Source organism: Sphingobium sp. AP49 (genome assembly GCF_000281715.2).
Lineage (GTDB): Bacteria > Pseudomonadota > Alphaproteobacteria > Sphingomonadales > Sphingomonadaceae > Sphingobium.
Map to the genome: position 1 here is coordinate 94,860 of NZ_CP124576.1, position 23,627 is coordinate 118,486.

Genomic DNA, 23,627 nt, shown 5'->3' on the forward strand with positions numbered 1-23,627 from the left:
GGGGGTCTTACTGTGTCCAGCGCTTGCACGCGGACGCGCGGCACCCTAGGTGCATTTTCCATGGCCGATACCCTTTCAATTGCATCCTGGAACATCAACAGCGTCCGTGCCCGGATCGACATCGTCGAGCGCTTCCTGACCGAGGAAGCACCCGACATTCTCTGCCTGCAGGAAACCAAGGTGGTGAACGAGATTTTCCCCACCGACATGTTCAAGCGGCTGGGATATGTCCACCAGGTGCTGAACGGCCAGCGCATGCATCATGGCGTCGCGATCATGAGCAAGGTGCCGATCCATGAGGATGACCGGTTCGACTGGCAGGCCAATGGTGAAGCGCGCCATGTCGGCATCCGCCTCGACAATGGCGTACGGATCGAGAATGTCTACGTCCCTGCCGGTGGGGATGTCGCCGACCGTGAAGTGAACCCCAAATTCGGCCAGAAGCTCGACTTCATCGGGCGGATGATCGAGTGGTCCGGGGCGCTCGACAACAAGCCGACCATCCTGACCGGTGACTTCAACATCGCGCCGCTGGAATGTGACGTCTGGAGCCACAAGCAGCTGCTTGACGTGGTCAGCCACACGCCCGTCGAATGCGAATTGCTGGGCCGATTGCAGGCGTCGAACGACTGGGTCGATATCGGCCGTCATTTTCACCCGGCGCCGGCCCGCCTTTATACCTGGTGGAGCTATCGCGCGAAGGACTGGGCCGCTTCCGATCGTGGCCGCCGGCTTGACCATATGTGGATGACGAAGGATGTTGCCGACAAGGCGATCGCCCACCGCGTCGTCGAACCCACGCGCAGCTGGGAAAAGCCGTCCGATCATATCCCGATCATCACCGAGTTCGCTTTCTGATGAGCGGGCGGGAGGCTGCCCGCGCCATCGATGCGCTACGTCGCGGCTGGGCAATCCGCCTGACTGCATCCGACGGCGCGATACGGCTTATGGCGATCGAGGGGGCGGATGCCGTGACCCTTACTGGCTTCGACCCACGGGGAGAGGCCGATATCCTGATTTCCGCCGCTCGCGCCGAAACGCTGAAACTCGCCAACCAGCTGGCCGCGGCCGATCCCGACCTGCCGGTGCTGATCGAGCGGGCACCCTGGATCGATGCCGATGTCGCGACTTCCATCTCCGATCCGGTGCTCGATCTCGCCTCGCCGCTAAAGGGACCGTTCCGCGCTCGTCCGCTGTCTGCGCCTCAGGCAGCCAAGGCAGCGCTTCGGCTCGCCCGGCTTGCGGGGATTCTGCCCGCCTATTTCCTGCTGGAAGATAATGGCCCGGTTGATGCGGAGGTTAGCGCCGACGAAGTCTCCGATTATGACGATGCCATCCATCTCGCTATCGCCACCCGCGCGCGCCTACCGGTGTCAGCGAGTGAGAATGCCGAGATCATCGCCTTTCGCAGTCCAGACGAACCGCGCGAGCATGTCGCGCTGGTGGTTGGCAGGCGCGACGCTTCGCCCCCGGTGATCCGTATCCACAGCGAATGTTTGACCGGCGACGTGCTTGGCAGTCTTAAATGCGATTGTGGTCCTCAGCTGCACCAGGCGCTGCACCAGATCGCTGATGCTCAATGGGGCGTGCTGCTCTATCTGCGCCAGGAAGGACGCGGCATCGGCCTCGTCAACAAGTTGCGCGCTTATGCGCTGCAGGATCAGGGCTTCGATACGGTCGACGCCAATGTGCGCCTGGGCTTTGCGATCGACGCGCGCGATTTTTCGGTCGCGGCGCGGATGCTCGACCTGCTCGGTATTGGCGGCGTGCGGTTGCTCACCAACAATCCGCAGAAGGTCGCCGGACTGCAGGCAGCGGGGATCGACGTGGTCGAGCGGCTGCCGATCATCCTGCCCGCCAACCCGCATAATGAACGCTATCTTGCGACCAAGCGCGACCGCACCGGTCACCAGTTATGAACGTCGTTTATGTCGATGTCGCTGCCGGGCGGTTGCGGTTCGGCGATATCGACATGGCCTGCACCATCGGCCGTAGCGGTGCTTGCGCGGCGGCTGACAAGCGAGAAGGCGATGGTTGTACCCCGATCGGTACCTGGCCGATCCGCGCGGTGCTGCTGCGCCCTGGCAAAGTCTCTGCCACTGGCATTACCCTGCCCTGGCGCTGGACCCATGCCGGCGATGGCTGGTCGGACGATCCGGCCGATTCCGCCTATAACCGCCCGGTCCGCCTGCCCCGGCCCTTTTCGACCGAAAGCCTGCAGCGCAGCGATGATGCTTATGACGTCATCGTGATCCTGGGCCATAATGATGCGCCGCCGGTGCCGGGCATGGGCAGCGCAATCTTCTTTCATCTCTCCGAAGGCCGTCCGACCGCCGGGTGCATCGCGATCGATCGTGACGACATGCTGCGCCTGCTACCTCTAATGGTGCCAGGCGACGTCATGACCATCGCCTGACGAACGTCAGGCGCGCTCCAGCAATTCGCTGGTCTCGCCTCCGGCTGCTTCCAGAAGGCGTCGTTCCAGCGTTTGCAACCGCGCCCTGCTTTCAATCTTTCCACCCAGAAGGTCGGTGACATAAAAAGTGTCGACCGCGCGCTCGCCATAGGTGGCGACATGGGCGCTGTGGACTGTCACCTTCGACTGGAACAGGGCATTGGCGAGGCTGAACAACAGGGCTGGCCGATCGCGGGCATTGACTTCGATCACGGTGAATCGGTTCGATGCCTTGTTGTCGATCAGCACATTAGGCACGATCTGAAAGGCTTCGGCGCGGGTACGGGGCAGCGGCCGCGCCTCCAGCTTTGTGATCAGGCGATGGCGGTTGGACAGCGAATCTTCGATTGCCGCCTTGATCCGGCCCAGCTGCTCGGGACTGTGGAAGGCGCCGCCGAACGGATCCTGTACCAGGAAATTGTCGATGGCGACGCCATCGCGCGTGGTGTGGATGCGCGCGTCGATGATGTTGCCGCCGGCCAGGTGGATGGCGCCGGCGATGCGATAGAACAGGCCGGGATGGTCGGTGGCATAGACCGTGACCAGCGTAGCGCCGCGCTGCGGATAATATTGCGCCGCGATCGACAGCGATGATTCCCCCGCCTCCAATATGTGCCGCGCATTATGGACCAATATGTCGTCGGGTTCCGCGATCCAGTAGGATTCGGGCATGCGGCTGCTGAATGCGGCGAAGGTGGCTTCGTCCATACCCATGGCCTCGCGCAGCGCTTCCTGCTTGGCGATGACTCGTTCGCTGCGCCCCTTCTGCTTGTGCCCCAGACGCAGAACTTCCTCGGCCGCGTCATAGAGGTCACCGAGCAGTTGGCGCTTCCAGCTGTTCCATACTCCAGGGCCTACGGCGCGGATATCGACCACGGTCAGGCAGAGCAGCAAGCGCAGCCGCTCCGGGCTCTGCACCACCTCCACGAAATCCAGGATGGTCTTGTAGTCGGCCAGGTCACGCTTGAAGGCGGTGGCTGACATCAGCAGATGATAGCGCACCAGCCAGGCGACCGTTTCGGTCTCGGCCGCCGTCAACCCCAGGCGGGGACAGAGATGCTCGGCGACTTCCGCACCCAATATACTGTGGTCGCCGCCGCGTCCTTTGGCGATGTCATGCAACAGCACCGCAACATAGAGTACCCGGCGCGAGAGGATCTTCCCCATGATCTCGGTGGCCAACGGATGATCGGCGGCCAGTTCGCCCTTCTCGATCCGTGACAGCAGCCCGACAGCCCGGATCGTATGCTCATCGACAGTATAGTGATGATACATGTCGAACTGCATCTGCGCGACGACGCGACGGAAATCGGGAATGAAGCGACCGAACACGGTCGACTCGTTCATCCAGCGCAGCACCGTTTCCGGATCTCGGGGCGATGTCAGCACATCTAGGAACGCCGTATTAGCGCGAGCATCCTTGCGGATCTTGGCGGTGATCAACATGGCATCGCGACTGGCTGCCCGCATCGCGCTGGGATGAATCTGTAACCCGTGTTTGTCAGCTACGGCAAAAATCTCGATCAACCGGACAGGATCGACCTGAAAGAAATCGTCACTGGGCAGGGCCAGCCGGCCGCGCTCCAGCACGAATCCGTCCAGTTTCTTGGGCCGGCGGAAGATGGACGGAATGTAACGTCGCCCGCGTTCGGCCAACTGGTCGTCCAGATGGGCGAGGAATACGGCGGTCAAGTCACCGACGGCCTTCGCATTGAGGAAATAATAGCGCATGAAGCGCTCGACTCCAGACCGCCCCGCGCGGGCGGTGAAATGCATGCGCGTCGCCGTTTCCAGTTGCAGGTCGAAGGTCAGACGGTCCTCCGCCCGACCGGTGATGGTGTGCAGGTGACATCGCACCGCCCACAGGAAATCCTCGGCCTTTTGAAACTGGCGTAGTTCGCTCTCGGTCAGCAGGCCAACATCGACGAGTTCGGCGACCGATTTCACCCGGTTCACATATTTGCCGATCCAGAACAACGTGTGGAGGTCGCGCAGTCCTCCCTTGCCTTCCTTCACATTGGGTTCGACGACATAGCGGCTGTCGCCCATGCGGCGGTGGCGCTCGTCGCGTTCCTCCAGCTTTTCGGTGACGAAAGCGCGCGCCGTGCCCTGCATGATCTCGCTGTCAAACCGGACGGCGACCTCCTCATATAGAGCGCGGTCTCCCCAGACATAACGGGCCTCCAGCAAAGCTGTACGCACGGTCAGGTCAGCCTTGGCCATCCGCATGGTTTCGTCGACCGAGCGGCTGCTATGGCCGACCTTCAGGCCAAGATCCCACAGCGAGTAGAGCATGGACTCGATGATCTGCTCGGTCCAGCCGGTCGGCTTCCAAGGGGTGATGAAGCCGATGTCGACATCACTATAGGGCGCCATCTCGCCCCGGCCATAGCCTCCGACCGCGATCAGCACGATCCGCTCGCCCGTGCTGCGGTTCCCGGCCGGATAAAGATGATGGGTGGTCGCGTCGTAAAGCAGCCGCAGGAGCTGATCTATCAGGAAGGCAAAGGCGGTCACAGCCTCGCGCCCACGCGTGGGCCTGGCCTCGAGCCGACGGTCGACTTCCTCACGACCATGCTCCAGGGCGGCCTTCAATTCCTTCACTATCAGGCCGCGCAACTTGATCGGATCGCCCCGGTGCTCTTGCGCCAGGGCGTTGATGCTGTCGGATATCGCGCGCCGGTCGATGATCGCGCGGCGCGACCCCAGATTGGGGAATTGCATGACCATGATTTTCGTCTACTCGCCGTGACTGGCGGCGGCCAGTTGTTTAAGCCGATATATGTAATCGAGTGCGTCACGCGGGGACAGTGTATCGGCGTCAATGCTGTCGAGCGCGGCACGCAGCGGATCGACCATTTCTTCCGGCTGGGCCGCGACACTCGCGAACAACGGCAGGTCGTCGAGACCCGCCGCAATGCCACCGGTCTTCGCCTTGCCCGCTTCCAGCCGGCCCAGCACATCCTTGGCCCGCTTCAGCACCATCGGCGGCAGGCCGGCAAGCCGCGCTACCGCCAGGCCATAGCTGCGATCGGCCGGTCCCTCGGCCAGTTCGTGCAGCAGCACCAGATCGCCTTTCCATTCCCGCGCCCGCACATGGTGCAGCGACAGGGCATTGAGTGTTTCGGCCAGGCGCGTCAGCTCATGATAATGGGTGGCGAACAGGCAGCGGCAGCGATTGACCTCATGCACAGCCTCGACCACTGCCCAGGCGAGCGCCAACCCGTCATAGGTGGATGTACCGCGCCCGACCTCGTCCAGGATGACGAAGCTATGTTCGGTCGCCTGTGCCAGGATGGCTGCGGTCTCGACCATCTCGACCATGAAGGTGGACCGGCCGCGCGCCAGATTGTCGGATGCGCCGACGCGGCTGAACAGCCGGTCGACCAGGGTCAGCGTTGCCGATTCCGCCGGCACGAAGGCGCCTGCCTGGGCGAGGATGACGATCAGCGCATTTTGCCGCAGGAAGGTCGACTTACCGCCCATGTTCGGGCCGGTGACCAGCCACAGCCGGTCGGTCGCGACCAGGCGGCAATCATTGGCGACGAAGGGCTGGCCCTGCGCACGCAGCGCATCCTCGACCACCGGATGGCGGCCTCCGACAATGTCTAGACAGGGGCCGACCCCGTCCTCGACCACGAAATGGGGGCGCTGCCACCCACCCTCGGCCGCCCGTTCGGCCAGCGCCGCGGCGACGTCCAGCCGCGCCAGCGCATCGGCGGCGCGGGCGATGTCGGCCTTGCGGTCCAGCACCGCATCGATCAGCGTTTCAAGATGAGCGGCTTCCGCCACCAGTGCATGGGCACCGGCCTGTGCCACCCGCCCGGCCTGTTCGTGCAGGTCGATCGAATTGAAGCGCACGACCCCGGCCAGCGTCTGGCGATGGGTGAAACCGCTGTCGGGCTGCATCAGCTGGTCGGCAGCGCGGGCCGGCACCTCGACATGATAGCCCAGCACGCCATTATGGCGGATCTTGAGCGCGCTGATCCCGGTCTGCTCGCGATATTGCGCCTCCAGCGCGGCGATCGCGCGGCGGCCGTCTCCGGCCAGGCGGCGCAGTTCGTCCAGCGCCGGATCGAAACCGTCGGCGATATAGCCGCCATTATTGGTCTCGGTCGGCGGGCTGGGCACCAGCGCGCGCGCCAGCGCATCGACCAACGCGCCATGGCCATCCAGAGCGGGTAGCAATTGCGTCAGCAATAGGGGCTGATCGACCAGGCGCCCCAGCCGTTCCCGCAGCAATCGCGCTTCCCCCAGCCCATCGCGCAACTGGCCCAGATCGCGCGGACTACCCCGGCCTACGGCGACACGGCCCAGCGCACGGCCGATATCGGGCAGCGCGCGCAGCGCCGCGCGGAGCTGGCCGCGCAATATGGCATCATCATGGAACAGCTGGACCAGGCCCAGGCGTGCGTCAATCAGCGGTGCATCCATCAACGGCGCCGACAGATCCTGCGCCAGCAGGCGGGCGCCCGCCCCGGTCACGGTGCGGTCGATCGCACCCAGCAGGCTGCCCGATCGGGTGCCGCCGGTGGTCGCGACGATCTCCAGGCTCTCGCGCGTCGCGGCATCGATCGCGATATGGGCGCCGCTGGTCTTGCGCAGCGGCGGCGCCAGGAAAGGCAGGGTGCCCTTTCCCGCATGGTCCAAATAGCCGATCAGTCCGCCCATCGCCGCCAACTCGGCGCGACTGAACTGGCCGAAGCCATCCAGCGTCGCGACCGCGAACAGGCGCTTCAATGCCTCTTCGGCACGGATGCTCGAAAAGGCCGCCTTGTCGAAAGCGTGGCCATTGGAGACCTCGATCATTGATCCCTCGGCGATCACCACCTCGCTTGGCCTTAGGCGGGCGAGTTCGGCTGGCAGATCGGCGGTGCGCACTGTCATCGTCTCGAACCGGCCGGTCGAGATATCGGCGGCCGCCAGGCCCAGTTCGCCTTCCCCGCCGGTCTGGGCGAGCGCGACCAGCATATTGTCGCGCCGGCTGTCGAGCAGCGTCTCCTCGGTCAGCGTACCGGCGGTAACGTACCGGACGATGGCGCGCGCGACGAGAGTCTTGCCGCCGCGCGCCTTGGCCTCGGCCGGGCTCTCGGTCTGTTCGGCGATGGCGACGCGATGTCCGCCCTTGATCAGCCGGGCGAGATAGGACTCGGCGCTGTGCGCGGGCACGCCGCACATCGGGATCGGTTCACCGCCATGTTCGCCTCGACTGGTCAGCGCGATATCGAGCGTCGCCGCCGCCATCTTGGCATCATCGAAGAAGAGTTCGAAGAAATCGCCCATGCGGTAGAAAAGCAGACAATCCTGCGCCTCCGCCTTGAGCGCGAGATATTGCGCCATCATCGGTGTAGGCTGTGTGGTGTTGGAGGTCGAATTGGCCATGGGGCAAGCGGATAGCCTGATCGCTCCGCTGAAACCAGAGCTTCGCCAAAGGGCAGGAAAATTGCGCTTCTCGCACTTGCCCACAAGATAATCTTGCCGCTAGGGCGGCCCTATTGTTCCATTATATGGGTAGCCCGATGACCGAAAAGTCGAATGTGGAATTTTCCGAGCGCGAAGCGCTGTTCTTCCACGCGACCGGCCGACCCGGCAAGATCGAGATCATTGCGTCCAAGCCGATGGCGACGCAGCGCGATCTCTCGCTTGCCTATTCGCCTGGCGTCGCGGTGCCGGTGCGCGCGATCGCCGCCGATCCGGCGACCGCCTATGACTATACCGCCAAGGGCAATCTGGTTGCGGTCATTTCCAACGGTACGGCGATTCTGGGTCTTGGCAATCTCGGTGCGCTGGCGTCCAAGCCGGTGATGGAGGGCAAGGCCGTCCTCTTCAAACGTTTCGCCGACGTCGATAGTATCGACATCGAACTCAAGACCGAGGATGTCGATCGCTTCATCGACGCGGTCGAACTGATGGAGCCGACCTTCGGTGGCATCAACCTTGAGGACATCAAGGCGCCTGAATGCTTCATCATCGAGCAGACTTTGAAAGAGCGGATGAACATTCCGGTCTTCCATGACGACCAGCACGGCACCGCCATCATCGCGGCGGCAGGCGTCATCAATGCCGCGCTGCTGACCGGCCGTGACATGAAGGATATGAAGGTGGTGGTGAACGGTGCGGGGGCCGCTTCCATCAGCTGCACCGAACTGATCAAGGCGCTGGGCGTGCCCAATGACAATGTCATCATGTGCGACAGCAAGGGCGTGATCTACCAGGGCCGCACCGAGGGCATGAACCAGTGGAAGTCGGCCCATGCGGTCAAGACTGATGCGCGCACTCTCACCGAAGCCGTCAAGGGCGCCGACGTGTTTCTCGGCCTGTCCGTCGCCGGCGCCATGTCGCAGGATATGGTGAAGTCGATGGCCGCCAACCCGATCATCTTCGCCATGGCCAACCCTGATCCCGAAATCCTGCCGCCCGACGCCCATGCCGTCCGTCCCGACGCGATCGTCGCCACCGGCCGTTCCGATTTCCCGAACCAGGTCAATAACGTCCTGGGCTTCCCATTCATCTTTCGGGGGGCACTCGACGTCCGGGCGACCGGCATCAACGAGCCGATGAAGCTGGCCGCCGCCAAGGCGATCGCCGACCTCGCGCGCGAGCAGGTGCCCGAGGAAGTGGCAAAGGCCTATGGCCGTTCGCACAGCTTCGGCCCCGACTATATCATCCCCGCGCCGTTCGATCCGCGCCTGATGGAGGTCGTGCCCGCCGCCGTCGCCCAGGCGGCAATGGATACCGGCGTTGCCCAGAAGCCGATCGCCGACATGGCGGCCTATCGCGACTCTCTTAAGGCCCGGCTGAATCCGACTACCTCGGTCCTCACCAGCGCCTATGAAATCGCCAAGGCCAATCCCAAGCGGGTCGTCTTTGCCGAGGCGGAAGAGGAAGTGGTGCTGCGCGCCGCCATCCAGTTCCGCGAGCTGGGCTATGGCATTCCGGTTCTGGTCGGTCGCGGCGAAGTCGTAGAGAAGCTCAAGGCGCTGGGTGTCCAGGATCCGGAAAGCTTCGAGTTGCACAACAGCGTCAATTCGCCGCTGGTGCCCGACATGGTCGACCTGCTTTACAAGCGGCTACAGCGCCGCGGTTATCTGCGCCGCGATTGTGAGCGTATGGTCAATCGCGACCGCAACATCTTCGGCACCTTGCTGGTCAAGATGGGGGTCGCCGACGCGATGATCACGGGCATGACCCGGCCCTATGCGCAGACCCTGCGCGAGGTGAAGCGGGTGATGGACCCGGCCGCCGGACGGACCCCCTTCGGCATCCATGTCGTCGTCGCGAAGGAAAAGACGGTCTTCCTGGCGGACACCACCGTCAATGAACGGCCTACCGCCGCCGAACTGGCCGACATTGCCGAGGGTACCGTCGCGGTCGCGCGGCGCATGGGCCATGATCCGCGCGTCGCCTTCCTCTCCTACTCCAATTTCGGGAACCCCCCGGGCGCCTTTCTCGACAATGTGCGCGACGCGGTGAAGATGCTGGACGAGCGCCAGGTCGACTTTGAATATGAGGGCGAGATGACGGCGGATGCAGCGCTCAATCCCGCCGTGATGAAGAATTACCCGTTCAGCCGCCTGTCTGGCCCCGCCAATGTGCTGGTTATGCCGGGGCTGCAATCGGCCAATATCTCGGCCAAGCTGCTGCGCGAACTGGGTGGCACGTCGATGATCGGCCCGGTTCTGGTCGGCATGGAAAAGTCGGTACAGATTGCGACGATGGCGTCGAATGCCTCGGAACTGTTGACGCTGGCGGTGCTGGCAGCGGGTGGTATCGCGCTCTAATCGATCTGGCGGGGCATGAGTCCCGCCAGATCGGCGGGCTGGTCAACATCGAAGGCCAGCCCGGGCCGCTCGATCAGCGACAGTTTCAATCCAAGTCGTACCGTTTCGGCCCGATGGGCGGCGAGGCTCGCTTCGCCATAGTTCGGGCTGAAGTTGCGCGCGCCAGGCAAGGGCAGCGACAACGCATTGGTGCCGGTTCCTGCTCCGTCCGGCGCAATGGCGATGATATCGGTCGGCACATCGATCAGAGCCATAATCTCGTCCGCGCTGACATGAGGCAGGTCGGCAGACAGGAACAGGATACGGCTTACTCCCGCTGTCAATGCGGCATTGCGGGCGCTGGTCAGGGCGGCATTGAGCCCCTGCCCGGGATCCGCCAGCAGGTACATGTCTTCGGGTAGTTTGGGACGAGCCGGTCCCAATAGTGCGACGCGCATATCGCCGGGCACCGCGCGTGCTGCGGCGATCACATCGGCCAGCATCGCCGCAACCAATCCTTCCCGCGATTCATCATCCAATACGCCCCGCAGCCGGGTTTTGCATTCCTTCGGCGCCTTGATCGGAATGACGATCCAGCAGGTCAATTCAGCTCGCCAGCCGCGCAGCGAGGTCCAGCGCTGCCTGTGCCACCCGGGCGCGATCGTCCAGCGTTTGCATCAGCGTGTCGGTGACCATGTGGGACAGGGAGAGGTCTTCGTCGCCATCGCGCATATCCACCAGAAGTCCGTCGATCACGCCGTTATAGTGAGCAGCGATGGAGGTGTTGGTGATGCCGAGGCCTAGTTCGCTCATCAATTTGGCGGTGGGACCCTTGACCGCCTGTCCCCCGACAATCGGCGACACGGCAACGATCGGAGCCTTGGCGGTTTCCAATGCGGTACGGATTCCTGGCACTGCGAGCAGTGGATCGACGCTTAGCCAGGGATTGGATGGTGCGATGAGGATTGCGTCTGCCTCTGCAATCGCCTCCAGCACCCCGGGGGCCGGACTTGCATGATCGGCGCCCTCGAAGCGGATGGCCTGTACCTTGGGCGCGCAACGGCGGGCCACGAAATAATGTTGGAAGGGCAGATCGCCCTCATCGGTGGTCAAATGGGTCGCGACGGGATCGTCCGTCATAGGTAGCATGGCAATATCGACGCCCCATGCTTTGGCGAACCGGGCCGTCACGGCACTGAGCGGATTGCCCGTCGCCAGCAATCGGGTCCGCAGCACATGGAGCGCCATGTCGCCGTCACCAAGCAGGAACCAGTCCTCGCCGCCTAGCGATTTCAGTGCGTCCATGAACTGCCAGCTCTCGCCATCGCGGCCCCAGCCCTGCGCCGCATTGGCCTTGCCGGACAATGTATAGAGCAGCGTGTCGAGATCGGGCGAGATGGCAAGACCTAGATGCTCGAAATCGTCGCCGGTGTTGACGATCGCGGTGATCCGCTCCGCTGGCATTATCTGCATCAGCCCCAGCACGAGTTTGGCGCCGCCAACGCCTCCAGTCAGGATGACGACGCGTTTGCTCATCGGAACAGATCCTCTTCCAGCGGCCGGACTTGCGCGGTCGCGGGAGCATCTCCCGCAGGATAGGTCAGGCCCCGGATCAGCACGGCAGGCACGCCTTCCGCCCCCTCTCCCGTCGCCAGTGCGGCGGCGGTTGCAATCTGGTCACCCAATGCAATCTGGGTGACCTCCAACCGTCGTCCATCGCGATCAATGTCGCCACGCCGATCGACCAAAGCGGGCAGACCGGCCGCGCCGATCGCGACGGCGGTGACGCCGTGGCGCCATGGCCGCCCGAAACTGTCGGAAATGACGATAGCCGGTGGGTTGTCGTCGGCTGCGCCTAGAGCGGCGCGCAGGACGACGGCTGATCCATCGGGATCGACCGGCAGCAGCAGCGCCCGCTCACCGCCGTCCGGACCGATATTGGATCGGTCGATACCGCTATTGGCCATGACATGGCCCAGCCTGTGACGGGTGATCAGTACATGCGGCACGGCACGCACTACGCTTGCTGCCTCATCCAGCACCAACTGCACCAGGCGAGGATCCTTTCGCGTGGTTTCGGACAGGTCTCGCGCGGCGTCGCCCGGTGTGACGTCATCCAGATCGACGAATCGTCCTTCGGCCTTGGAAATGATCTTCTGCGTCACAACCAGCACATCCTGCGGCTGAAACGGTAGTAATCCTGCCGCTGCCAGACTGACGTGGAGGAGGGCAGGCAGATCGTCACCGGGTTCGATTTCCGGCAGATCAATAAGCGGATGAATCGCGATCATGCTGCGCTGTAGCGCGCGCGCCCGAAAGAGTGTAGCGATGACGTGACCTTTACGTTCGCGTAAAGCAAACAGATCGAATACCAGGAGACCGGTCCCTTGAGCAGCTTCATTCCCCCGATAGCCGATCAACGTTTCGTGCTTGAGCATGTCGTTGGCCTCGACGCACTGGATGGCGATATCGTCGATGCCGTGCTGGAGGGAGCCGGCCAGATCGCCGCGGATCAATGGGCGCCGCTGCGTATTGCCGGTGACCGTGAAGGTGCACGCTGGACGCCGGAGGGCGTGCAGACCCCGACCGGTTTCGCTGCGGCCTATCGCGATTTCGTGTCGGGCGGCTGGGGTACGATCGGTGTGGCAGAGGAATTTGGCGGGCAGGGTTTGCCTTTCGCGCTCCAGGTGGCCGTGATCGACACGCTGGGCTGTGCCAATACCACGCTGGCGCTCTGCCCGATTTTGTCGAGCGGCGCGGTTGAGGCGATCAGCCATCATGGCAGCGCCATGCAGAAGGCGACCTGGCTGCCCAAGTTGGTGACGGGCGAATGGACCGGCACCATGAACCTCACCGAACCACAGGCGGGATCGGACGTCGGCGCGCTCAAGACCCGGGCCACTCCGCGCGGCGATGGGACATGGTCGATCAAGGGGACGAAGATTTTCATCTCCTTTGGTGACCATGATATGGCTGAGAATATTGTTCACCTCGTCCTCGCTCGTACCCCCGGTGCACCGGAAGGGACGAAGGGGATATCGCTCTTTCTCGTCCCCAAATATCGGCTGAACGGGGATGGGACGCCCGGCGCCTTCAACGATGCCCGTGCAATATCGATCGAGCACAAGCTCGGCCTTCATGGTTCGCCGACCTGTGTCATGAGCTTTGGTGAGGAGGATGACTGTATTGGTGAACTGATCGGACCGGAGCATGGCGGTATGCGCGCGATGTTCACGATGATGAACAATGCACGCCTGTTTGTTGGACTTCAGGGGGTTCATGCTGCCGAGGGTGCGACCCAGGCGGCAGTCGCCTATGCCAAGCAGCGTATTCAGTCCGCCCGGGCAGGATCGGCCGATCGCAGCCCGGTCGCGATCATCGAGCATCCCGACGTGCGTCGGATGCTGCTGCGCATGCGCGCGCAGACCGATGCCGCGCGGGCGCTGGTCTATTATACCGCCGGCCAGGGCGATCGGGCGCATGGCGGCGATGCGGCGGCGGTCAGCCGGGTGGCGCTACTCACGCCACTTGCCAAGGCGCATGCGACCGATATTGGTTGCGAAGTCGCCTCGATCGGCATTCAGGTCCATGGCGGCATGGGCTTCATCGAGGAGACCGGGGTAGCTCAGTTCTTCCGCGATTCCCGTATCTTCCCGATCTATGAAGGCACCAACGGCATCCAGGCGGCGGATTTGGTCGGACGCAAGCTGGGGCTGGACGGCGGCGCGGCCTTTGCTGGCTTGTTGGCCGATATGGAGGGCGAGGCTGAACATGACGCGCTTTGCGCTCTGATCGCGCGCTGCCGCACGATCGGCGAGCGCATGGCGCAGGCGGACGCATTGGACCGGCTGGCGGGAAGCACTCCCTTCCTTACCATGTTGTCGGTGGCGGTATGTGGCTGGCTGGTCGAGCGGCAGGCCCGTATCGTGTCGGACAGCGATGGTACCGATTTCGCCGCGCGCAAGCGGGCGAGCGCTCGCTTCTACCTCGACCAGATCGTGCCGGAGGCCGAAGGTCTGGCGGCAGCGGCCAGCGCGCCGGCGGAAGCATTCTATATGTTGTCCACCGACGCCTTCGCTTGATCATTTCTCACGTCGGTTTCGCTTGCCTTGCCTTGGCCAGTCCTGAAAAGACGGATGCGATAGGCAAGGCAAGCGAAACGGTGCGGACATGAACGACATACCCGATATCGACGGCGGCACTTTTCGTCGCGTGCTGGGGCATTATCCCACCGGTGTATGCGTCGTGACGGCGGCGGGGGAGGATGGCATGCCGGTCGGCATGGTGGTCGGCTCGTTCACCTCCGTTTCGCTCGATCCGCCCTTGGTCGCCTTCTTCCCGGCCAAAAGTTCGGGCAGTTGGCCGCGTATCGCGCAAGTCGGCAAATTCTGCGTGAATGTCCTTGCCAGCGATCAGCAGCCACTGTGCCGTCAACTGGCTGCACCCGGACCCGACAAGTTCGCAGGCGTATCGCATCGAGTGTCCGACAACGGATCGCCGATCCTGGATGATGTCGTGGCCTGGATCGATTGCACCCTGCATGCGGTGCATGAGGCCGGGGACCATTATATCGTTCTGGGGCGTGTCGTCGCGCTGGAGGTGGAGCGACCTGATCGGCCGCTATTGTTCTTCCAAGGCAGCTACGGTGAATTCTCCCTGCTCCAGTAAGGAATAGCCACGTCGGCATCGTCTTTTTCATGAGATGGGAGAAAAAGGGGGAAATCCCGGTGAAAAACCGTTAACGGGCCGTACATTGGCGGGCAACATTACGGGTGCTTAACATCTGCCGCCTATGATTGCCTCCATACCGGATCGGACCGATATGACTGCGCTTCTCATCACCGTCGATACCGAATTGTCTGCCGCGTTGCATCAGCGGGGGATTGGTCTTGATGAAAATGTGCGCCAGTCGATCTGGGGCGAGACTGCGGCCGGGGCCTTCGGCATCGGCTGGCAGATGGATCTGATGGACCGTTTCGGTTTGAAGGGCGTCTTTTTTCTCGACCCATTGCCAGCGCTGATTCATGGACCCGAATTTCTCAAGCCGATCGTTGGTGCAATCGTTGCGCGGGGGCATGAGGTACAACTGCATCTGCACAGTGAATGGCTCGCCTGGGCACCGGTATCGCCGGTTGAGAAGCGTCAGGGCCAAAATATCGCCGATTTCTCGCTGGCCGATCAGATAGTCTTGCTCGGCCTTGGCCGTGATCTGCTGGAACAGGCCGGCGCGCCGACGATCACCGCGTTCCGCGCGGGGAATTTCGGGGCCAATGACGATACGCTGCGCGCATTGACGGCCATCGGCCTTGGCTGGGATAGCAGCGTCAACCCCGCCTATCTTGAACATGGTTGCGATATCGCCATGGCGGCGGAACAGATCGGCCCCATCCGGATCCAGGGGCTTGTCGAACTGCCGGTATCCGGGATCGTCGATCGGCCCGGCGGTTTTCGCCCGGCCCAGATCTGCGCCATGTCAGCGACCGAGATGCGCGCGGGTCTGCGCCATGCTGCGCGCCAGGGGCACGACGCCTTCGTGGTCGTCACGCATAGTTTTGAGATGCTGTCGCGGGATCGGCGACGGCCCAACCGCGCGGTCATGCGCCGGTTCGAGCAATTATGCCGAACCGCGGCAGGTGAACCTGATATGAGGCCCGCAGGCTTCCATGATCTATCCACCTCCCTGGCAGACGCCCCGGCGCGGCGCCTGACCCGCGTGCCACCCAATCGGCTGCGTACTGGCCTGCGCATCGCACAGCAAGCCTGGGCGACCTGGCGCTACGAACATCGGCTGGTGCCCGCATGAACGGCCTTCCCGGCGCGATCGTTCTGGGCCTGGAAAATGCGATCGGTCTCACGGTGGTGCGGGAACTGGGCGCACATGGCGTACCGGTTCATGGCGTAGGGCCGGATACGGCCATCGCTGCGGCCTCACATTATTGCCGCAGCGTGACTGCGCGTCCTGCCGGTCCCATTGCCGACTGGCTGCCGCGCCTGATTACCCAGACCGGCGCTCGTGCGGTGATCGCCATATCGGAAACCGACTTGCTGGACTTGGCGCGATTGCCGGCGATGATTGACGGCTGCCATATATTGGTGCCGCGCATCGATCCGCTGCAGCAGGTGATCGACAAGCGCCGGACGTTGGCCGTGGCATCTGCCCAGGGCTTGCTGGTGCCGCAAACCTGGCAGCCCATGGCAGGCGATGATTTCGCCGCGCATGCCGCCGCCATGCCCTATCCATTGGTAGCAAAATGGGCCAATCCACCTGCGGTCATGCCGCTTCTGGAGCGGGCCGGGCTGGAATGGATCAAGGCGGAATATGTCAGCACGCCTGATGCGCTGCAGGCGCTGCTCGCACGTTACCATCCGATCGGCATCTGGCCATTGATCCAGCAATATTGTGCCGGGACGGGTCTGGGGCAGATGCTGTTCATGGCCGACGGCGTGGCGACCCTGCGTTTCCAGCATCGCCGCCTGCACGAATGGCCGCCGGAAGGGGGCGTGTCGACCTTGTGCCAGGCGGAACCCCGCACGCTGCACGGCCCGCAAATGATCCTGTCCGAAACGCTGTTGCGCGCGCTGGGTTGGGACGGACCCGCGATGGTCGAATATCGCTATGAGGCAGACAGCGGCCGCTATTGGCTGATGGAGGTGAATGGCCGTTATTGGGGTAGTCTGCCCCTTGCGCATCATTGCGGCGCGCATTTCGCCTGGGAATCCTATCGCCGCGCCATATTGTGCCAGCGCGATGCGGCGCCTGTCCCGCGCGATGATTTGCGCGCACGCTACATGGTGCCGGAAACCAAGCGGCTATTGCGCCTGTTCTTCGCACGTGAACGGATCAGCGATCCCTTTTTCCAAGTACGCCCCTTTGCGGAGCTGACCGAATATCTGGTCGGATTTTTCAGTCTAAGAACACGCTATTATGTTTTCTCGCTGGCAGATCCGCGTCCCTTTGCCCGGGATATCTGGCAGATATTCAGGAAAGTCGCGCACCTGGAAAAGCGTTGATCAGGGCATCGATGGCACCTTCGATCCGTGCCAGGCAAAGGGCCATATACTGATCGTCCAGACCGTATGGATCGTGCAGGTGCGGTATCATGGGCCGGGTCCAGTACCCCAGTAGCTGGCGCGGCATGGCTGCGAGCCGGGGGTCGGCGGCAAGCCTGTGGAGTTGCCGCACTTCCATGGCCAGCAGCAAATCGCCTTCTTGGGGGCTGTAATCGGCCAGATCGACCGCACGATGGGCCGACAGGTCATATCCCAATCCATGTGCCGCAACGATGGCTGGATGATGCGCTGGTCGTCCCGTTGTCGTCGATAGGCCGAAGGATGCCGATCGCATTCCAGCCTTGCGTGCGCTGACATCGGCAAAGGCGCTGCGGCAGATATTGCCCTGACAAACAAAAACCAGCCGTTGGACGGCCGCTGGATTCGGATGCCGGCTGCCAGACCGGCCCAGCGCAAGCTGGGGATAGGATAGGGCGAGCCGTACGAGTCCGCGGAATGTACCGAAACGACGCCGGATCATGACGAACCGACGCGATCGTCGATGCCAGGGAGGAAATGCAGGATCATCGCACCATCCTAGTCAATACTGGTTGCGATTTCCCTTTACCCGGGAGGCCGCTTTCCATCCGTGCGGGACCGGAGGATGCAGGCCGAATGAACCCGGTGCCACGGCCGTTAGGCGGGCACCGGGCCAGTATTTCAGCCGTTCAGCTTGTCCTTGACCGCCTTGGCAGGCGTGAAGGTCAGCTTCTTGGCGGCAGCGATCTGAATGGTCGCGCCAGTCGAAGGGTTGCGGCCTTCGCGAGCGGGCGTGTCCTTGACCTTGAACTTGCCGAAACCGTTCAGCGAAACTTCTTCGCCCTTCGCGGCGGCATCGGCGATTGCGGCAAACACGCCATCGACCAGCTTGCGGGCGTCGGCCTTGGTGACGTTGTGGGCCGAAGCCAGGCTGTCGGCGAGGTCGCTGTTGTTCATGGAATAGACTTTCCTTTGTTGTTGGCGCCCACTGCATAGCTGCGAGGAAAGGCGAGGTCCATCGTTCCCGAGCGTGACTTTAGCCTTAAAAGTCCGGTTACCGGGCTTTTTTGTCGCCTCGCCGGGTCGGTGGTGGTGACAGGACGGCTGTCGGCCCCGGATGGAGCCTTGGCACGATTAATTTGGAAAAAGTGGCGGAGACGGAGGCCGCCGGGAATCGAACTAATGCCGTCTAACCTTGTCCAATTTTCCCCACCGTTCCGAATAGCAAATGAGAACAGTTGAAGAACATTGTCTAATGATGTCTAATGCTATCTAGCGCCCTGAGTGGGGAAAACGGTATGAACGAACAAATCATGAAGGCACGAGAGCGTCGGACCAAGCCGGCGACTGTGACAGAGGTCAATTCTCTGGCTCGCAAGCCCGGGCGGCACTCGATCGGGGAAAGTCTCATTCTCTGTGTGAGCGAATCTGGCGCGAAGAGCTGGGTGGCGCGAGTTCGCGATTCGGACGGGCGCCGGCGGGACATGGGACTCGGACCCTTCGCGGATCTCACCCTGGCCGAAGCACGTGAGAAAGCGCGAACTCTGCGCAAGGCCGGCCGCGATGGCCTGCCGATTCTCACGCGCGCCGAGCGGCGGAAGGCGCTGCGCAAGGTACCAACGTTCAAGGAGGCGGCGGAAACCGTCTATGAGCGCGACAAGGGCGAGTGGAAAAACGAGAAGCACGGCGCCCAGTGGATCAAGACGCTGCGCGACTATGCTTTCCCCTCGCTGGGAAGCCTTTCCATCAACCGGATCGAGGAAAACCATGTCGCCGAGGCGCTGGCGCCGATCTGGCGCGAGAAGCCGGAGACGGCGCGCCGGGTGCTGCAGCGTGTTCTGACGGTCATGGATTGGGGTCATGCTTTCAAGCACTGCACGGTCCAGCTCAACCGCAATGGCATCCGCAAACTGCTGGGCAAGCAGGACGCAGCCAAGGGCAACTTCGCTGCCATGCCTTACGGGGAGGTGTCGGGCCTCGTCGCCATGCTGCGAAGCAAGGAGACGATCGGCAACATGGCGCTCGAGTTCTTGATCCTCACCGCTGCGCGATCGGGTGAAGTGCGCGGAGCGATCTGGGACGAGTTCGATCTGGAAGGCAGGCTGTGGATCATCCCGGCCGAGCGGATGAAGGCGAAGAAGGAGCATAACGTCCCGCTCTGCGATCGGGCGCTGGCGCTGGTGAAGCGCGCGCAGGAGATCGCCTCCAGCGAGACGGTCGTGTTCCCGGGGCTTCGCGGCAAACCCATGTCGGACGCCACGATGGCGAAGGCGCTGCGTGAGGCCGGTATCTCGAAGGAGGTCGGCACGGTTCACGGCATGCGATCGGCTTTCCGCGATTGGGTGTCGGAAGAAACCAGTTTCCCCGGCGATGTCGCAGAGGCTGCGCTGGCCCACACCATCAAGAACAAGGTGGAGGCCGCCTATCGCCGCGGCAAGCTGCTGGCGAAGCGCCGGGAGATGATGGCGGCATGGGAGCGGCATTGCCAGGGCGGGAGTAACGTTGTGCGGATGGTGGCGGGATGAGCGGCATAGTCCCACCAGTTTCATTCACGGCTGCAGCATGTTGGATCGATCCGGGCTGGGAAGGTGCCGGCGCGATGCTCGCCTATCTGGCTAAGCCTACAAATCCAGTCGCGGCTTCAAACAAGGTGCGGAACTGGAAATTGTGGCTGACGCCGGGTGAAACGACGCTGCAGCGGCGCTCGCGGCGCCAGGTTGAGGGGGGATTGCTCGATGTCTGGAACGGTCTTCATGATGCAGTGAAGATAGGCGAGCGCTATCAGAAAATGGCGACTTTTCACGAGGGGTCGGCGCGGCTCGATCCGACTAAGGCAGTCCTTGCGGATTGGGCAGAACCAGTCGGCTCCGAAGATTTGACCCGGTGGAAAAACTGGCTGCCGCTAGCGCATTACGCCGCGGCATTTCGGGAGGTTTTGTTCAAGCGCAACTTAGGATCGGCTTTTCGGCTAGAGAAAACACAGGCTGAGCGCATTCGCATTGTCCACAAGCTGCTTATCGAGGAGCACGATTGGGTGCCGCAGGTAATAGAACAGGGTATGGCCTGGCTCAACTTCGCAAGGCTCCACGGTCGCGTTCAATCGCCCGGCACGACTATCATCTTTGCGATGAGGCCGAGCGAAAGCGGGGATCGGTTCGCAAAAATGGACCCCCACACGCTAAACTGAGAGGGGTGACGCTAAACTAACGATCCAAGCGCAAAACGGCCTTCTCAACGCCGGAACCGCCTCCATTCATGTCTAATCCCGTCCAATGACGGAGAAAGACATGGAACCCCTGTGTTGCTCAATTTCTGATGCGGCAAATTCTATCGGTGTCTGCCGCGCCACCATTTACAACTGGATGCGTGAAGGTCGCATCGTCACCTATCGTGTCGGCGGTCGTCGCCTGGTCAAGATCGAGAGCGTGAAGCGCCTCGTGCAGACGGCATGATCGCCCATGAACCAGAACCAAAACGCCCCCGGCCGTAAGGCCGAAGGCGCTCTTAATCACTGTGGGGGTGATGAGAGCGCTCATAGCACGGCAGCGTTCGCGCAGACCATCGAAATCACGCATGAGGCTTTCGGCTGCGGCTTTGATGTCGTGGTGAAGCCCCAGATCGTGCCTGACAATCAGGGCTGGGAATTCCGCGAGCATGCGCAGGCGATGGCGTTCGCGCAGTCGCTTCACCAGCAGCATGGCTGGGCCATTGTCGACCGGACGGGAGGCGCGCATGCATAGTGCCGTCATCAGCCGGCGCCGCAATGTTTTGCGTGTCGCCTTCCCGATCGTCCGCGCTTGGCTCGTTTACCGTGCTTCCCGGTTGGATGGCGAGATCGAGGGGTGGATGGGCCATACCATCGGCATCCCGGCGCCTGACGACTACGTGACGCCGATCGCCGCCTATGATCTGGTGATGAGCGCGGTTTCCTCGTCGGAATACAGGATGGGCCTGCCGATCATCGTAAGCGACTATAAGCAGGGCGAGGCGGCAGCATGACGATCAGCACCGATAATGCCGCCCGCCTCAGCAAGATCGCGGCCCGGCTTGAATCCGCACACGATGGCGAGATCCTGGCCGCCGCCCGCATGCTGGTGAAGCAGCTTGGCGGACATGGCCTCCGCATTGCCGACGTGATCGAGCGGGGCATTTCCAGCGGGAATGCTGGGTATCGCGTGACGCCCCCAAATATGGGGGCAGCCCCCTCCCCACCGTTCGCCACACATGTGCCCAAGATCGATGCTCTTCTGCATGACCCGATTTTCGTCGGCCAGTATGCAACGCCCAAGACGCTGCGGAGCCTGCTGAAGATGCGGGAGGTTCGCCATGTCGATCCGGTAGAAATGAGCTGGATCGACGGCCTCCTGCAGAAGGCACGCGATCTCCGCGCCGGGAGGGCTGCATGATCGTCCTGTTGGAGTTTTCCTACGGGTATCGCCCTGTGCTTTGGGCAATGAGCTGGCGACGTTCGATGCCGAGGGCAATCCGCACCGACATGGCCGACTATGAAAAGCGCATGGCGCGGGCGGGCACGGTAGCGAGCAACACTGCAGCCCAGATCGAACAGTCATCGAACCGCATCGGCAATGCGCAGCGGAACATGGGGCGCCAGTTTGCCGACGTCGGGGCGCAGCTGTCAGGTGGGCAATCCCCCTTTACGATCCTCGCCCAGCAGGGGCCGCAGCTTGCCGACGCGATGGCGGATCTCGGCGGTAAGGCTGGCGCCGTCGCATCCTTCTTCGCGGGACCATGGGGCGCCGCCCTCCTCGCCGCGGCTTCGGTCGCCGGCACGCTGACCGCCGCCGTTTTGGCCGAGGATGATGCAACCGAGAAGCACACCAAGGGCGCCAAGTCCCTCACCGACGCCATCAACGATATGACTGAGGCGTCGAAGGGCGCCATCCAGACATCGCAGCAGGCGGAGCAGCAGCATTATAATGAGGCTGCTGCTCTGGCTGCAAAGGCCGAGGCGGCGCGCGTCGCCACGATCCGGCTGATCCAGGCAGCGAAAGTGCGCCTCGAAACCGCTGATCGCCAGACCAACGCGCAGGGCGATCCCGAGGGTGGCGTGAATTTCGGCGTCACGGCCGGCGCCACCCAAGAGCGCGAGCTGACGCGCCTCAATGCCCTGCTGAAAGAGCAGAACACCGAACTGCAGGCGCAATATGCCAATGTCCGCCGCGCTGCGATCCCCCGACTGCAGCGCGAGGCGTCGGAGGCGACCGATAAGGCTGCTGCTGCGACCGGACGCTATGACCGCGCACTGGGCAAGCTCAACGACCGTCTGGCGGACGGGAAGATCACGCCTGGCGCCTATCGAACCGAACTGGATAAGCTGAACCGAACCCGCGATGCTGAGGTTGCCGCGGCGGGCAAGAGCGAACGCGCCACCAAGGCCGATGCATCCGCCAAGCGCGATGCGGCAAAGGCAGCCAAGGAGGCCGCCCGCGCCCAGCAGGAGCTTCAGCAGACGCTAGAGCGCATCGTGGGCAAATTCGATCCGGTGCGGTCCATCGCGATCGAGACGGGCAAGGCGCTCAAGGATATCGACATGCTGGAGATGAAGGGTGCGCTGTCCTCCGTCGACGCCCTGACCTACAAGCTGGCCCTCGCCCGCGACCAGGCCCGCGCCGTTGCCGATGCGGCATGGAAGAGCCAGGAACAGCGCTGGATCGATGTCGGCTTCAATGCCGGCGACTTCGACGGCTCCAATGTCCGCAAGCAGATCGATCGCGATCTGGACCTGCGCCAGGATGCCAACGACAAGATCGCCGAGGACTTCAAGCGGAAGCAGGAGGACCAGCTGCACGCGCTAGCCGGACTCTATGAAGACCTGTTCCGCGGTGGCACCGATGCGATCTGGAGCGACTTCAAGGCCATGGGCTTCCGCATCATTGCGGAGACGCTGGCGAAGTTCACGCTTGGCCAGATCAATGGCACTGGCGGCGGCTTCAATGTCGGCAGCGCGCTGCAGTCGGTGGGATCGGCATTGGGCATTTCCGGCGCGCGCGCGGCCGGCGGCCCGGTCATGGGCGGGAAGACCTATCTGGTCGGCGAGCGTGGGCCCGAGCTGTTCCGTGCGCCATCGTCTGGCACGATCGTGCCCAACAGCCGCATTAGCGTGCAAAGCCTCGCTTCGCTCTCAAATAGCGGCTTGGCGGCGCGGAGCATGACCGAGGTGTCGGCAGCGCGGCCGGGCAAGACCACAGTGAATCAATATTTCACGCTCGATGCCCGGCACGGCATTACCACGCCGCAGCTCCTTCAAGGCGTCAATCAGACGATCAAAAGCGAGGGGGCTCGCGCCGGTGCGGCATCCTATGCGCAGAGCCAGCAGTCCGCACCGGGCACGATGTTCAAGTATCAGCAGCTGAAGGGGTGAG

General features: G+C 62.9%; 22 protein-coding genes. 15 read left to right on the plus strand and 7 right to left on the minus strand.

Features of this window, described 5'->3' with window-relative positions; genetic code table 11:
• The first annotated feature begins 60 nt into the window (after positions 1–60).
• Genes xth through PMI04_RS00485 form a run of 3 tightly spaced genes read left to right on the plus strand, consistent with a single transcriptional unit; the run spans position 61 to position 2,416 of the window.
• Positions 61–858 carry an exodeoxyribonuclease III gene (gene xth / locus PMI04_RS00475; RefSeq protein WP_007704141.1) on the plus strand — a complete coding sequence of 266 codons (798 nt, stop codon included), beginning with the start codon at positions 61–63 and terminating at the stop codon, positions 856–858.
• Positions 858–1,919 carry a GTP cyclohydrolase II gene (gene ribA, locus PMI04_RS00480; RefSeq protein WP_007704145.1) on the plus strand — a complete coding sequence of 354 codons (1,062 nt, stop codon included), beginning with the start codon at positions 858–860 and terminating at the stop codon, positions 1,917–1,919. Before xth ends, ribA begins: the two co-directional genes overlap by 1 nt.
• Complete coding sequence (locus PMI04_RS00485; protein ID WP_007704146.1) at positions 1,916–2,416, plus strand: L,D-transpeptidase family protein; 501 nt, start codon at positions 1,916–1,918, stop codon at positions 2,414–2,416. Before ribA ends, PMI04_RS00485 begins: the two co-directional genes overlap by 4 nt.
• Before the next feature lie 6 nt (positions 2,417–2,422).
• On the opposite strand, the gene PMI04_RS00490 is transcribed toward PMI04_RS00485, so the two are convergent.
• Together PMI04_RS00490 and mutS are read right to left on the minus strand one after the other, a co-directional pair.
• Positions 2,423–5,185: a [protein-PII] uridylyltransferase gene (locus PMI04_RS00490; protein ID WP_007704147.1), complete on the minus strand. Its 2,763-nt coding sequence runs from the start codon at positions 5,183–5,185 to the stop codon at positions 2,423–2,425.
• 9 nt (positions 5,186–5,194) lie between these two features.
• On the minus strand, positions 5,195–7,837 hold the full coding sequence (gene mutS / locus PMI04_RS00495; RefSeq protein ID WP_007704149.1) for a DNA mismatch repair protein MutS: 2,643 nt from the start codon (positions 7,835–7,837) through the stop codon (positions 5,195–5,197).
• Positions 7,838–7,974: 137 nt separating this feature from the next.
• Between mutS and PMI04_RS00500 the strand changes: the two genes are divergently transcribed.
• Entirely contained in the window at positions 7,975–10,236 is a 2,262-nt protein-coding gene (locus tag PMI04_RS00500; RefSeq protein WP_037485092.1) for an NADP-dependent malic enzyme, read from the plus strand.
• On the opposite strand, the gene cofC is transcribed toward PMI04_RS00500, so the two are convergent.
• Genes cofC through cofE form a run of 3 tightly spaced genes read right to left on the minus strand, consistent with a single transcriptional unit; the run spans position 10,233 to position 12,653 of the window.
• Positions 10,233–10,820 carry a 2-phospho-L-lactate guanylyltransferase gene (cofC, locus tag PMI04_RS00505; RefSeq protein ID WP_037485094.1) on the minus strand — a complete coding sequence of 196 codons (588 nt, stop codon included), beginning with the start codon at positions 10,818–10,820 and terminating at the stop codon, positions 10,233–10,235. The genes PMI04_RS00500 and cofC overlap by 4 nt on opposite strands.
• Position 10,821: 1 nt before the next feature.
• Entirely contained in the window at positions 10,822–11,751 is a 930-nt protein-coding gene (gene cofD, locus PMI04_RS00510) for a 2-phospho-L-lactate transferase (protein WP_007704158.1), read from the minus strand.
• Positions 11,748–12,653, minus strand: coding sequence for a coenzyme F420-0:L-glutamate ligase (gene cofE, locus PMI04_RS00515; protein WP_238535859.1), 906 nt, complete (start codon positions 12,651–12,653; stop codon positions 11,748–11,750). Before cofE ends, cofD begins: the two co-directional genes overlap by 4 nt.
• Here cofE and PMI04_RS00520 point away from each other — a divergent pair.
• The 4 genes from PMI04_RS00520 (at position 12,603) to PMI04_RS00535 (ending at position 17,226) form a co-directional block, all read left to right on the plus strand.
• Positions 12,603–14,297 (plus strand): acyl-CoA dehydrogenase, encoded by a 1,695-nt coding sequence (locus PMI04_RS00520; protein ID WP_007704164.1) that lies wholly within the window; start codon positions 12,603–12,605, stop codon positions 14,295–14,297. The two genes, cofE and PMI04_RS00520, sit on opposite strands and share 51 nt — an antisense overlap.
• Before the next feature lie 88 nt (positions 14,298–14,385).
• Positions 14,386–14,883: a flavin reductase family protein gene (locus PMI04_RS00525; protein ID WP_007704168.1), complete on the plus strand. Its 498-nt coding sequence runs from the start codon at positions 14,386–14,388 to the stop codon at positions 14,881–14,883.
• 154 nt (positions 14,884–15,037) lie between these two features.
• Positions 15,038–16,018 carry a hypothetical protein gene (locus PMI04_RS00530; RefSeq protein ID WP_007704171.1) on the plus strand — a complete coding sequence of 327 codons (981 nt, stop codon included), beginning with the start codon at positions 15,038–15,040 and terminating at the stop codon, positions 16,016–16,018.
• A complete protein-coding gene (locus PMI04_RS00535; protein ID WP_007704174.1) occupies positions 16,015–17,226 on the plus strand; it encodes a hypothetical protein in 1,212 nt (403 codons plus the stop codon). Before PMI04_RS00530 ends, PMI04_RS00535 begins: the two co-directional genes overlap by 4 nt.
• On the opposite strand, the gene PMI04_RS00540 is transcribed toward PMI04_RS00535, so the two are convergent.
• Both PMI04_RS00540 and PMI04_RS00545 read right to left on the minus strand, forming a co-directional pair.
• Entirely contained in the window at positions 17,195–17,746 is a 552-nt protein-coding gene (locus PMI04_RS00540; protein WP_007704177.1) for a phosphotyrosine protein phosphatase, read from the minus strand. The two genes, PMI04_RS00535 and PMI04_RS00540, sit on opposite strands and share 32 nt — an antisense overlap.
• A gap of 179 nt (positions 17,747–17,925) precedes the next feature.
• The gene (locus PMI04_RS00545) at positions 17,926–18,201 is read right to left on the minus strand and encodes an HU family DNA-binding protein (protein WP_007704179.1); all 276 of its coding nucleotides are present in this window, start codon (positions 18,199–18,201) and stop codon (positions 17,926–17,928) included.
• A 341-nt stretch (positions 18,202–18,542) separates the two neighbouring features.
• On the opposite strand from PMI04_RS00545, the gene PMI04_RS00550 reads away from it, so the two are divergent.
• The 7 genes from PMI04_RS00550 (at position 18,543) to PMI04_RS00580 (ending at position 23,626) form a co-directional block, all read left to right on the plus strand.
• Positions 18,543–19,769, plus strand: coding sequence for a tyrosine-type recombinase/integrase (locus tag PMI04_RS00550; protein WP_007704181.1), 1,227 nt, complete (start codon positions 18,543–18,545; stop codon positions 19,767–19,769).
• 74 nt (positions 19,770–19,843) lie between these two features.
• Complete coding sequence (locus PMI04_RS00555) at positions 19,844–20,431, plus strand: hypothetical protein (RefSeq protein WP_037485095.1); 588 nt, start codon at positions 19,844–19,846, stop codon at positions 20,429–20,431.
• 175 nt (positions 20,432–20,606) lie between these two features.
• On the plus strand, positions 20,607–20,696 hold the full coding sequence (locus tag PMI04_RS00560) for a hypothetical protein (protein ID WP_238535860.1): 90 nt from the start codon (positions 20,607–20,609) through the stop codon (positions 20,694–20,696).
• A 6-nt stretch (positions 20,697–20,702) separates the two neighbouring features.
• Positions 20,703–20,984 carry a hypothetical protein gene (locus PMI04_RS00565; protein WP_007704190.1) on the plus strand — a complete coding sequence of 94 codons (282 nt, stop codon included), beginning with the start codon at positions 20,703–20,705 and terminating at the stop codon, positions 20,982–20,984.
• Entirely contained in the window at positions 20,977–21,243 is a 267-nt protein-coding gene (locus PMI04_RS00570) for a hypothetical protein (RefSeq protein WP_007704195.1), read from the plus strand. Before PMI04_RS00565 ends, PMI04_RS00570 begins: the two co-directional genes overlap by 8 nt.
• Positions 21,240–21,650, plus strand: coding sequence for a hypothetical protein (locus PMI04_RS00575; RefSeq protein ID WP_007704198.1), 411 nt, complete (start codon positions 21,240–21,242; stop codon positions 21,648–21,650). Before PMI04_RS00570 ends, PMI04_RS00575 begins: the two co-directional genes overlap by 4 nt.
• 65 nt (positions 21,651–21,715) lie before the next feature.
• Positions 21,716–23,626, plus strand: a complete 1,911-nt coding sequence (locus PMI04_RS00580) for a phage tail length tape measure family protein (protein ID WP_037485112.1) — start codon at positions 21,716–21,718, stop codon at positions 23,624–23,626.
• The last annotated feature ends 1 nt before the right edge of the window (position 23,627 follow it).

Excerpts from the sequence above, each read along its gene's own strand:
- xth (WP_007704141.1), top strand. The coding sequence starts at position 61 with ATGGCCGATACCCTTTCAATTGCATCCTGGAACATCAACAGCGTCCGT.
- ribA (WP_007704145.1), top strand. The coding sequence starts at position 858 with ATGAGCGGGCGGGAGGCTGCCCGCGCCATCGATGCGCTACGTCGCGGC.
- PMI04_RS00485 (WP_007704146.1), top strand. The coding sequence starts at position 1,916 with ATGAACGTCGTTTATGTCGATGTCGCTGCCGGGCGGTTGCGGTTCGGC.
- PMI04_RS00490 (WP_007704147.1), bottom strand. The coding sequence starts at position 5,185 with ATGGTCATGCAATTCCCCAATCTGGGGTCGCGCCGCGCGATCATCGAC.
- mutS (WP_007704149.1), bottom strand. The coding sequence starts at position 7,837 with ATGGCCAATTCGACCTCCAACACCACACAGCCTACACCGATGATGGCG.
- PMI04_RS00500 (WP_037485092.1), top strand. The coding sequence starts at position 7,975 with ATGACCGAAAAGTCGAATGTGGAATTTTCCGAGCGCGAAGCGCTGTTC.
- cofD (WP_007704158.1), bottom strand. The coding sequence starts at position 11,751 with ATGAGCAAACGCGTCGTCATCCTGACTGGAGGCGTTGGCGGCGCCAAA.
- cofE (WP_238535859.1), bottom strand. The coding sequence starts at position 12,653 with ATGCTCAAGCACGAAACGTTGATCGGCTATCGGGGGAATGAAGCTGCT.
- PMI04_RS00525 (WP_007704168.1), top strand. The coding sequence starts at position 14,386 with ATGAACGACATACCCGATATCGACGGCGGCACTTTTCGTCGCGTGCTG.
- PMI04_RS00530 (WP_007704171.1), top strand. The coding sequence starts at position 15,038 with ATGACTGCGCTTCTCATCACCGTCGATACCGAATTGTCTGCCGCGTTG.
- PMI04_RS00535 (WP_007704174.1), top strand. The coding sequence starts at position 16,015 with ATGAACGGCCTTCCCGGCGCGATCGTTCTGGGCCTGGAAAATGCGATC.
- PMI04_RS00540 (WP_007704177.1), bottom strand. The coding sequence starts at position 17,746 with ATGATCCGGCGTCGTTTCGGTACATTCCGCGGACTCGTACGGCTCGCC.
- PMI04_RS00545 (WP_007704179.1), bottom strand. The coding sequence starts at position 18,201 with ATGAACAACAGCGACCTCGCCGACAGCCTGGCTTCGGCCCACAACGTC.
- PMI04_RS00550 (WP_007704181.1), top strand. The coding sequence starts at position 18,543 with ATGAACGAACAAATCATGAAGGCACGAGAGCGTCGGACCAAGCCGGCG.
- PMI04_RS00555 (WP_037485095.1), top strand. The coding sequence starts at position 19,844 with ATGCTCGCCTATCTGGCTAAGCCTACAAATCCAGTCGCGGCTTCAAAC.
- PMI04_RS00560 (WP_238535860.1), top strand. The coding sequence starts at position 20,607 with ATGCGTGAAGGTCGCATCGTCACCTATCGTGTCGGCGGTCGTCGCCTG.
- PMI04_RS00565 (WP_007704190.1), top strand. The coding sequence starts at position 20,703 with ATGAACCAGAACCAAAACGCCCCCGGCCGTAAGGCCGAAGGCGCTCTT.
- PMI04_RS00570 (WP_007704195.1), top strand. The coding sequence starts at position 20,977 with ATGCATAGTGCCGTCATCAGCCGGCGCCGCAATGTTTTGCGTGTCGCC.
- PMI04_RS00575 (WP_007704198.1), top strand. The coding sequence starts at position 21,240 with ATGACGATCAGCACCGATAATGCCGCCCGCCTCAGCAAGATCGCGGCC.
- PMI04_RS00580 (WP_037485112.1), top strand. The coding sequence starts at position 21,716 with ATGCCGAGGGCAATCCGCACCGACATGGCCGACTATGAAAAGCGCATG.